General features: G+C 67.5%; 7 protein-coding genes. 1 reads left to right on the top strand and 6 read right to left on the bottom strand.

The features are described 5' to 3' along the window. Window positions 1-207: 207 nt before the first annotated feature. The gene (locus tag DBV14_RS28300; protein ID WP_124464438.1) at window positions 208-621 is read right to left on the bottom strand and encodes a hypothetical protein; all 414 of its coding nucleotides are present in this window, start codon (window positions 619-621) and stop codon (window positions 208-210) included. Between the two features lie 135 nt (window positions 622-756). Between DBV14_RS28300 and DBV14_RS28295 the strand changes: the two genes are divergently transcribed. Continuing rightward, window positions 757-1,617, top strand: coding sequence for a helix-turn-helix domain-containing protein (locus tag DBV14_RS28295; RefSeq protein WP_124464436.1), 861 nt, complete (start codon window positions 757-759; stop codon window positions 1,615-1,617). Here the strand turns inward: DBV14_RS28295 and DBV14_RS28290 are convergent. From DBV14_RS28290 to DBV14_RS28270, 5 genes are all read right to left on the bottom strand, one after another. Further along, entirely contained in the window at window positions 1,514-3,781 is a 2,268-nt protein-coding gene (locus DBV14_RS28290) for an acyl-CoA dehydrogenase (RefSeq protein ID WP_124464434.1), read from the bottom strand. The two genes, DBV14_RS28295 and DBV14_RS28290, sit on opposite strands and share 104 nt — an antisense overlap. Before the next feature lie 110 nt (window positions 3,782-3,891). Further along, complete coding sequence (locus DBV14_RS28285) at window positions 3,892-4,542, bottom strand: hypothetical protein (RefSeq protein ID WP_260397256.1); 651 nt, start codon at window positions 4,540-4,542, stop codon at window positions 3,892-3,894. Between the two features lie 12 nt (window positions 4,543-4,554). After that, window positions 4,555-5,673 (bottom strand): DUF2827 domain-containing protein, encoded by a 1,119-nt coding sequence (locus tag DBV14_RS28280; protein ID WP_124464432.1) that lies wholly within the window; start codon window positions 5,671-5,673, stop codon window positions 4,555-4,557. Next, a complete protein-coding gene (locus DBV14_RS28275) occupies window positions 5,670-6,806 on the bottom strand; it encodes a DUF2827 domain-containing protein (RefSeq protein ID WP_124464430.1) in 1,137 nt (378 codons plus the stop codon). Before DBV14_RS28275 ends, DBV14_RS28280 begins: the two co-directional genes overlap by 4 nt. A gap of 108 nt (window positions 6,807-6,914) precedes the next feature. Continuing rightward, window positions 6,915-8,492 carry a YadA-like family protein gene (locus tag DBV14_RS28270; protein ID WP_311732869.1) on the bottom strand — a complete coding sequence of 526 codons (1,578 nt, stop codon included), beginning with the start codon at window positions 8,490-8,492 and terminating at the stop codon, window positions 6,915-6,917. Between the last annotated feature and the right edge of the window lie 816 nt (window positions 8,493-9,308).

Raw genomic sequence — 9,308 nt, 5'->3', positions numbered from 1 at the left:
TGGTGTACCGCTGATCAACGACCACTCTGATGACGCTCACGCGGATGGTGTGCTCTGCGCAGCGAAATAAAGGAGGAGCGAAGCGGGGGACATTCGCGGAGCAGAGCACACCGTCGGCGTGAGCGGCGCCCTGAACAGCGACGCTCCAAACAAACCCCGCAACGAAAATACGCCCATCAACGGGCGTATTCCAAAAGCCGCAAAGCGTCATGCCATGGACATCCCCGAGCGAACCCGGGTACGACGCAGACCGGTCCATTGCAACTCCGCCAACACAAGCACGCACAGCACCTGCGCCAGCACCCACGCCACGCCCAACGCAGTGATCGTGAACATCCCACTCACCAGCAGCGTAATACACGCCACAGCCCAGCCGAAGTTGCCCGCGACCACCAGTCCGATCAGCGTGCGTGGCGGCGTGCGACGGCTCGCCATGAACGCAGCTGCCGCCGCGTACACCAGCAGGAACACACCCGTGCCCATCAGCAACGGTGCCGGCAGCCCCGTCAACTCGGCCAGGGCACCGGTAAAGGCCACCTGCAACCCGCCGGTCGCGGCACAGGAAGCGGCATCGACCCACATCACGTTGGGCAGGAAACGGGGGGAGGCAAAGACCGACATGTGAATCTCCTTCGAGTGGTACGCCGCGGCAAGCCAGTCCTGCCGCGTTGGAGCCAATGATTCCGCCGGGCGTGCATCGCGTCGATGACCTGGGAGGTCATGGCGCCATGTCGCCGCCGCGCCAGAATGCGGGCCATGAACACCACCCGCCCCCACTCGTCCAAGGCTGCCGCCAGCCAGCCCGGCGCGCGCGATCCGTTCGGCGCCCACCTTCGGCACTGGCGCACCCACCGCCGCCTGAGCCAGCTCGACCTGGCGCAGGAGGCCGAAGTCTCGACCCGCCACCTGAGCTATGTCGAAACCGGCCGCGCCGCGCCCAGCCGCGAGATGGTGCTGCGGCTGGCCGAGCGGCTCGAGGTGCCGCTGCGCGAACGCAATGCGCTGCTGGTGGCGGCCGGCTTCGCGCCGATGTACCGGCAACGCTCGCTCGACGACCCGGCGATGGCCGCGGCGCGGCGCGCGGTCGACCTGGTGCTGAAGGGCCATGAACCCTTTCCCGCGCTGGCCGTCGATCGCCACTGGAACCTGGTGGCGCACAACGCGATGGTGCCGCTGCTGATGGAGGGCTGCGCGCCCGAGTTGCTGCAGCCGCCCATCAACGTGCTTCGCCTGAGCCTGCATCCCGATGGCGTGGCGCCGCGCATCGCCAACCTCGCGCAATGGCGCGTCCACCTGCTCGAACGGTTGCAGCAGCAGATCGCGGCCACCGGCGACGCGGTGCTGCAGGCGCTGCACGACGAGCTGGAGGCCTACCCTCCGCCCGCCGTGAGCCACGACGCGCCCGTCATCGACACCGCGTTGTCGGCGGTGGCCGTGCCCTTCCAGGTGGTCATGCCGAGCGGCGTGCTGAGCTTCATCAGCACCATCACCATCTTCGGCACGCCGGTCGACGTCACATTGCAGGAACTGGCGGTGGAGTCGTTCTTTCCGGCCGATGAGCAGACGGCGGCGGCGCTGACGGCACTGGCTGCGGCGCAGACGGCAGCGGCGGGCTGAGCTCGCGGCCCTGGCGCCCCTGGCCGGCCGGGCCTTCGAAGTCGTCCACCTGGATGACCTTGTCGGCCGCCTTCAGGTAGGCCAGCGCCAACTCCGGATCGGGTGCCGTGCGCGCCGCCTCTTCCAGCGAATTCGTGCGGCGCAGCACCTTGTTGAGCGCGGCCGTGGTGCCGCCGAGTTGCGCGCCCAGTTCCATTGCATGCATCAGGTCGCGCAGGCCACCGGCCGCGGGCTCGCTGAGGTCGGGCGCCAGGCGTTCGATGATGCGCGGGTTGTTGCGCAGCAGGTCCGCCAGTGCAAGCAACTGCACGTCGCGCAGCGGCGCCAGGTGGGCGGTGCGGCGCAGCACCAGCCCGCCGATCACGCGCCGGCCGGCGGTCGGCAGGTTGGCATACAGGTCGCGCAGGATCTTGCCGGCCTCGTCGAGCTGCAGGCGAATGGCGGCCTGTGCAAAGGGCAGCAGCTCCGGCGCCGCATCGACGCGGTAGCGCCAGATGCAGGCGCTGGCCAGGTAGAGATGTGCGAGCACGTCGCCAAGGCGCGCCGACAGCAACTCCATGCGCTTGAGCTTGCCGCCCAGCATGCCCATCGCCAGGTCGGCGGTGAGCGCGTACTTGGCGCTCATGCGTGCGACCAGGCGCGCCTCGGGCATCAGGTCTTGCGGCGGCTCGCCCAGCACCGGCGCCCCGAACACGCTGTGCCACAGGTTCACCGCCACATGCTTGCCGTGCGCAAGCAACGCCTTGCCGAGCGCGGTTTCGTCGTTGGCCTGCACCGCGGCCATTTCGTCGAGCACATGCGGATGACAGCGCACGGCCCCCTGGCCGAACACGATGAGCGCCCGCGTGAGGATGTTCGCGCCCTCCACCGTGATCGCGATGGGCGCCTGCCGGTAGGCCACGCCCAGCAGGTTCGACGGGCCGGAAATGATGCCCTTGCCGCCGAGGATGTCCATGCCGTGATTGACCGCGCGCCGCCCCGCCTCGGTCAGTTGCACCTTGAGAATCGCGCTCGCCACGCTGGGCCGTTCGCCCTTGTCGAGCGCGGCCGCCGTGAAGCGGCGCGCCGAATCGGTGGCGTAGAGCTCGGCGGACATTTGCGCCACCAGCCCCGCGATGGCGTGGAACTTGCCGACCGGCATGCCGAACTGCTCGCGGATCTGCCCGTAGCCGTTGCTCACGTACAGCGCCGTCTGCTGCATGGCCGAGCCGAGCGCGGGCAGCGAGATGGCGCGGCCGGCGGCCAGGCATTCCATCAGCATGCGCCAGCCCTGGCCCACCTGCTTCTCGCCGCCGATGATCCAGTCCATCGGCACGAAGACCTGGCGGCCATGGATGGGTCCGTTCATGAACGCGCTGTCCATCGGGCGATGGCGCCGGCCGATCTCCATGCCTTCGTGCGGCACCGGAATCAACGCGCAGGTAATGCCGAGTTCGCGCTGCCCTTTAGGCCGGCTTTCGTCGACCGCATGGAAGGCCAGGCCCACCACCGTGGCCACCGGTGCCAACGTGATGTAGCGCTTGTCGAAATCGACCAGGAACCCCTTGGTCGGCCGGCCGTTGAACTCGCGCTCGACCAGCACGCCGCGGTCGGGAATCGACGCCGCATCCGAGCCGGCATACGGAGAGGTCAGGCCGAAGCATGGCAGCTCGCGGCCGTCCGCCAGCCGCGGCAGGTAGTGGTCTTTCTGCGCGTCGGTGCCGTAGCGCAGCAGCAGCTCGGCCGGACCCAGCGAGTTGGGCACCATGACCGTGACGGCCGTGGCCGTGTTGACTGTGGCAATGCGTGTCACCACGGTGGCGTGCGCGAAGTGGCCGAAGCCAAGGCCACCGAACGCCTCGGGAATGATCATTCCGAAGAAGCGCTTTTCGCGCAGGAAGCGCCACACATCGGGCGGCAGATCGCGCGCCTGGTCGATGGCGTGGTCGTCGAGCATGCGGCAGAGTTCGCGCACCTCGCGGTCCAGAAAGGCCTGCTCGCGTTGTGTGAGTTGGTTGGAGCCCATGGCCGCGAGCGTGTCGAAGTCCGGGCGCCCGGCGAACAGTTGCCCCTCGAAGCCGACCGTGCCGGCTTCGAGCGCGGCACGCTCGGTGTCACCCAGCGGCGGCAGCGCCTTAGAGAATGGCTTCATGGCCCATCGGCCGATCAGTGTCGCCAGCGGCATGGTCCGTCTCCTTCGCCGCGACGAAAGCGCGGCTCGCCGCCATTCTTGAAGCGCGCGGCTGCTCGCGCGGGCCGGTCAAGGGCGTCCGTGCGTGTCGGAGACGGGCGCGCCTAGCGCCGCTTGGGAGGCTGGCCCGCGGGAGCCGCGGGTGCGGCTGCACCGGTCGCGGCAGGCTCGCGCCAGCCGTATTCCACATAGCGCCGGATGATCAGGCAGCCCGGCGGCGAGTCGATCAGCGAGACCGACGAGCTCGGCTCCTTGTCGTCGGTGTAGACCGCGTAGATGGGCAGCAGGCGCGTCATCTTGTAGCTCTGCAATTCCTGCTCGGCGACGCTCGCGCAGGTGAACGGCGCGACCGAAATGCGCTCGGCCGACACGGTGCAGGCGCCGCTCTCGTCGGGAATGGCGGTGATCGAAGCGGCTGCGGCCGCGTTCGGAAACTGCATGCCGATCAGCGAGAACATGGGCCCGGCGTCGGGGCGCTTGCGGTCCCAGTCGAGCAGCACGTCATGGCTGCGGCTGCCTTGCACGGTGAGCGTCGCGAGCCGCGTGATGGCGGGCAGGCAACGCTTGACGCCCACGCTGGTGGCCGCGCGCGTGAGCGTGTCCTGCGCTGCCGCCGGTGGCGCCTGGGGCACGAGCACGCCCTGCGCGAATGCCGCGCCGGCGGTGGCGAAAGCGAAGGCGCAGGCGGAGACGGGGACGGCCACCGCGAACCACGGCCGTGCGAACCGTCGTGTCGTCGTCTTTGTTTTTTTCATCGATGGTCTGTCTCAGGCGAAGAGGTTTTCGAAAGCGGCGGTGTAGATGCGCACGTTGTCTTCGCTTTCCGGATCGAGCGTGGCAATGAAGCGGCACGCGCGCTCGCGGTAGGCGGCCAGGTCGTCGTCGTGCGTTGCAAAGGCTTGCTGCAGCGCGCGCCCGCCCTCTTCGCAATCGAAGTCGTGATAGCGGTAGCCGCAATCGCCGATCAGGTGGGAGTTGTGGATCAGCGGGTAGCCGCCGTACAGGGCCTCGTAGTAAAGGTAGTTCTGGCCGTTCTCCCAGTGATGGCTGACCACGGCATCGACGTTGAACGCCATCACCTGCCAGGTCGGAAAGCGCCCTTCGAAAGTGCTCAGGCCGTGGCGAACGATGTCCAGGCTGTTGGCAAAGCCGTTGAAGACCGGGTTGTCCTTCATGTGGAAGGTGTTGTACGCGTAGACGTGTTCGAGCAGGTCGGGGTCGGCGCGGTGCGCGGCCTCGCAGCACAGCAAGGGGATGTGGCTGGTCTTCACCATGCAGATGTTGGGCTCGAACATCGCGACGCGCCAGCGCTTGCGGCCCGGTTGGTAGTCGAAGCGTTGCCCCTCGGGCAGCCCGGCGCTGGCGCGGTCGAGCACCAGTGGGCTCCACAGGTGCGGCAGCATGCGCACCGGCGCACGGAAGCCGCTCGCGAAATAGGGAACGCAGGTGGCCTCGTACTCGGGAATGGTCCAGATCTCGTCGTAGGGCGCACCGGTCAGCAGAAGGCCGTGCGGCTTGTCGAACACCATGCGCTCGATGTCTATCACGTAGTCGTTGCCGACGCGCATCGACACGGTCTTGCCGCCGCGCTCGCGGAACGCCACCATCCAGTCGCGGCTCAGTTGCGCGCTCATCTCGACCATCACGTCGAGCTCTTGCGCGGCTTGCGCCATGTCGATCAGCGGCACCGGCGAATCGGCCAGGAAGTTTGCGTCTTCAGGCGAGCCATCGCCGCCGCCCGTCACCAGAAAGGCCTGGCTCACCCGCGGCGAGCGCATCAGCAGCATGACGAAGAACAGGCAGTTCTGGTAGATGCCGTTTTCCCAGAGCGACTGCTCGCCCTTGCGCACGAGGATGGAAACGCCGACCTTCAATGTCTTCTTCATGCCGCGACGCCCGCCGGAGTGCTCGCCTGCAGATCGAGCAGGAGCCGTGCATAGGCCTCGATGTTCGCGGCGTTGAAAGGATCGACGGCGTCGAACACCTGCCGCGACCGCTGCCGGTAATCGTGCAGCCGTGGGTCATGCTCCCTGGCCGCAACGCGCAGCTGCCGGCCACCTTCCGCCGCCTCGAAGCCCGGGTAGTAGTAGCCCGCGCCGAAGCCGTTCAGCCAGGGCGAGTTGTGCACCAGTGGGTAATCGCCGTACAGCGCATCGAGGTAGCTGTAGTTCTGGTCATTCGTCCATTGGTGCGACACCACCGCGTCGGCACTCTGCACCATGAAGCCCACGATGTCGTGCCGGCCCAGGAACAGCGCCTTGTGCTGCTTCACCAGGTCGAGCTGGTTCGCGAAGTACAGCATCGTCGGATGGTCCTTCATGTGCAGCGTGTTGAGCACGTTCATCATGGCCACGCTGCCCGGATCAGCGCGATAGGCCTCGTCGCAGGCCAGCATCGGAATGCTCGCCGTCTTGAGCACAGAAATATTGGGCTCGAAGATCGCCACCCGCAGGCCGCTGCGCTGCACACCGGCTTGCCAGCCGAAGCGGTGGCCGAGTTGCTCCGCTTCGGCGATGCGCTGCATCAGGAATTGCGGGTGCCAGAGATACGGCGCGATTCGCACCGGGCAGCGGTTCAGCACGCGCTGGAAACTCACGAGGGCCCGATCCTTGGGCAGCAGCCAGATTTCGTCGCAACGCTCGGGCCGCGAGAAATGGCCGGGCTTGTCGAACACGGCCGGCTCGATCAGGGCCGCATAGGGCTGCCCGGCGCAGTAGTACACGACCTTCTTGCCGCGTGCGCGCTGCAAGGCCAGCCATTGCGGATCGAGTGCGCCGGCCATCTCGATGATCACGTCGACTTCGTCCGTGGCTTCATGCGTACGCATCAGCCGAATGCCGAGGGCATTCAGGTCGACCTGCGCGGGCATGACCTGCTGGTCGCCCACGTCGATCAGCACCACCCCGCGCACGAAAGGCAACTGCTGGAACAGCCGTGCAAGGAACACGACGTTCTGCCCCAGGCCGTTTTCCCAGATGTTCTGCCCCGCGCGAGTGATGACGGAAATGCCGATGCGCATATGCGATGTGTGGTCCTGAAAGGCGAACTGGCTCCCGCGTCCGGAAGGCGCGGGAGCCAGCAGATTACCCGATCCCTCGGCCGGGTCAGCGGCTGTGGCGGATGCCGGTCACTTCCACTTCCAGCCAACGCCGGCGTTGATGCCCCACTCCTTGCCCGTCGTCGACAGGCCCGCGCCCCAGGACATCTTGCCGTCGTCGGACAGCGCCTTGAAGGTGATCGCCGCGGCGCTGTAGCCCTTGTAGCTGCCGAAGCCGATGCCCACGGTCTTTTCGCCGGGGTACAGCGTCGGCAGGTAGGTGCCCGACATCGCGAAGGCCATGGCCGAGCCCGAGTACGCGATGCGCGCCACGTCGCCCACCTGGCTGCGAACCTGGTTCAACTGGCCGACGTTGACCGCATCGCCCGGCAGGATGCCTGGCGCCACGTTGCTGATGCGCGTGCCGCCCGGTGCCTGGCCGTTGCCCAGCGTGATCTGGTTGTAGTTGATCGAGCCGTCGGGGTTGGTCGCGTACTGCGCGCTGCTGGCCTTCGATGCGTTCGATGCGGCCTTCAACTGCGCCACGTTGGTCGCGTCGCTGTCGGCCGAGCCTGCCGCCACGCCCGTGATCTGGCGGTACTGGCCATTGGCCGCATCGCCCACCGACACCGCTGCCTGCGTGCTGGTGGTGGCCGCGATGGCCGCCTGCTGGTCGGCCGTCGCGCTGCCCGGCACGTAGCCGGCCACGCCCGCGGCACGCGAAGCCACCGAGCCCGAGCCCAGTGCCACGCCGCCGCTTTGCTGCACCACCGCACCGAAGCCGATGGCCGTGCCCTTCGAGACGTTCTTCGCCTGGCTCAGGTCGGTGCCGCCTGCATCGGCGTTGTCGCCGAAAGCCGCACCGCCGTTGCCGGCGCGGGAATCGACACCGAAGGCCTGGGAGCCGGTGGCGAGTGCACCCGCACCGATCGCGATGGCGTTGGGGCCAGTCGCCTGGGCGCCCGCGCCAATGGCGATGGCACCGTCGGCCGTCGCCTTCGCGCCGTTGCCGGCGGCGAAGGAGTTGGCGCCACTGGCCACCGACTGCGGCCCGATGGCCACCGCGTCCTGGCCGCTGGCAACGGCATCGGCCGCTGTGGAGTTGGCGTGGAAGTACTTGGTGCCGGTGTTGTAGATGTTGTTGACCGACGTGCTCAGGCTGGTGACGTTGCCGTTGGTGGTGCTCAGGCCGGTCGACAGGCTGCCGATGCCCGTCGACAGGCTGCCGACGCTCGTGGAGAGGCTGCCGATGCTGCTGGTCGCCGTGCTGAGGCCGGTCGAGGTCGACGTCGACAGGCTGCTGATGCTGCTCGTCGCAGTGCTCAGGCCGGTAGAGGTCGAGGTTGACAGGCTCGCAACGCTGCTGTTCGTCGTGCTCAGCCCCGTCGACAAGCTGGCGATTCCGCTCGTCGCCGTGCTCAGGCCCGTGGACGTAGAGGTCGACAGGCTGCTCAGGCCACTCGAGCTCGAGCTCAGTGCAGTAGACAGGCTGTTGATGCCGCTCGTCGCGGTGCTCAGGCCGGTGGAAGTCGAAGTCGACAGGCTGGCGACGTTGCTGTTCGTCGTGCTCAGGCCGGTCGACAGGCTGCCGATGCTGCTGGTTGCCGTGCTGAGACCCGTAGACAGGCTGCCGATGTTGCTCGTCGCAGTGCTCAGGCCCGTGGACAAGCTGCCGATGCTGCTGGTCGCGGTGCTCAGGCCGGTCGACAAGCTGCCGATGCTGCTGGTCGCAGTGCTCAAGCCCGTCGAAAGGCTACCGATGCCGCTCGTTGCGGTGCTCAGACCGGTGGAGGTGGAGGTCGAGAGGCTGTCGATACTGCTCGTCGCCGTGCTCAGCCCGGTGGAAGTCGAGGTCGACAAGCTGCTGATGCTGCTGGTCGCCGTGCTCAACCCGGTCGACGTGGAGGTCGACAGGCTGCTGACGCTGCTGTTGGTCGTGCTCAAGCCGGTCGAGAGGCTGCCGATGTTGCTGGTCGCCGTGCTCAGGCCGGTCGATGTCGAGGTGGACAGGCTGTCGATGCTGCTCGTCGCAGTGCTCAGGCCGGTGGAGGTCGAAGTCGACAGGCTGGCCACGCTGCTGTTGGTCGTGCTCAAGCCCGTCGACAAGCTCCCGATGTTGCTGGTCGCCGTGCTCAAGCCGGTCGAGGTGGAAGTCGACAGGCTGCTGACGTTGCTGTTGGTGGTGCTCAACCCCGTGGACAGGCTCGCGACGCTGCCGGAGATCGATGTCGACAGCGAGGTCAGCTGGCCGAAGTTCACCGCATCGGTGGGGTTCACGCCCGCTGCGACGTTGGTGAGGATCACCGGCGTGGTCGAGCCCTTGCCGCCCAGGGTCACCTGCTTGTGGGTCGCGTCGTCGTACTGGACCGAGTTCGCGAGGCCGGTGGAGAGGCTGCCGATGTTGCTGGTGGCGGTGCTGAGGCCGGTGGACAAGCTGCCGATGCTGCTCGTTGCCGTGCTCAGGCCGGTAGACAGGCTTCCGAT

Origin of the sequence: Variovorax sp. KBW07, assembly GCF_003852515.1 — a bacterium.
Classification (GTDB): domain Bacteria; phylum Pseudomonadota; class Gammaproteobacteria; order Burkholderiales; family Burkholderiaceae_C; genus Variovorax.
The sequence above is the reverse complement of the archived record's forward strand: the minus strand, read 5'-3'. Positions and strand labels throughout refer to the sequence as shown.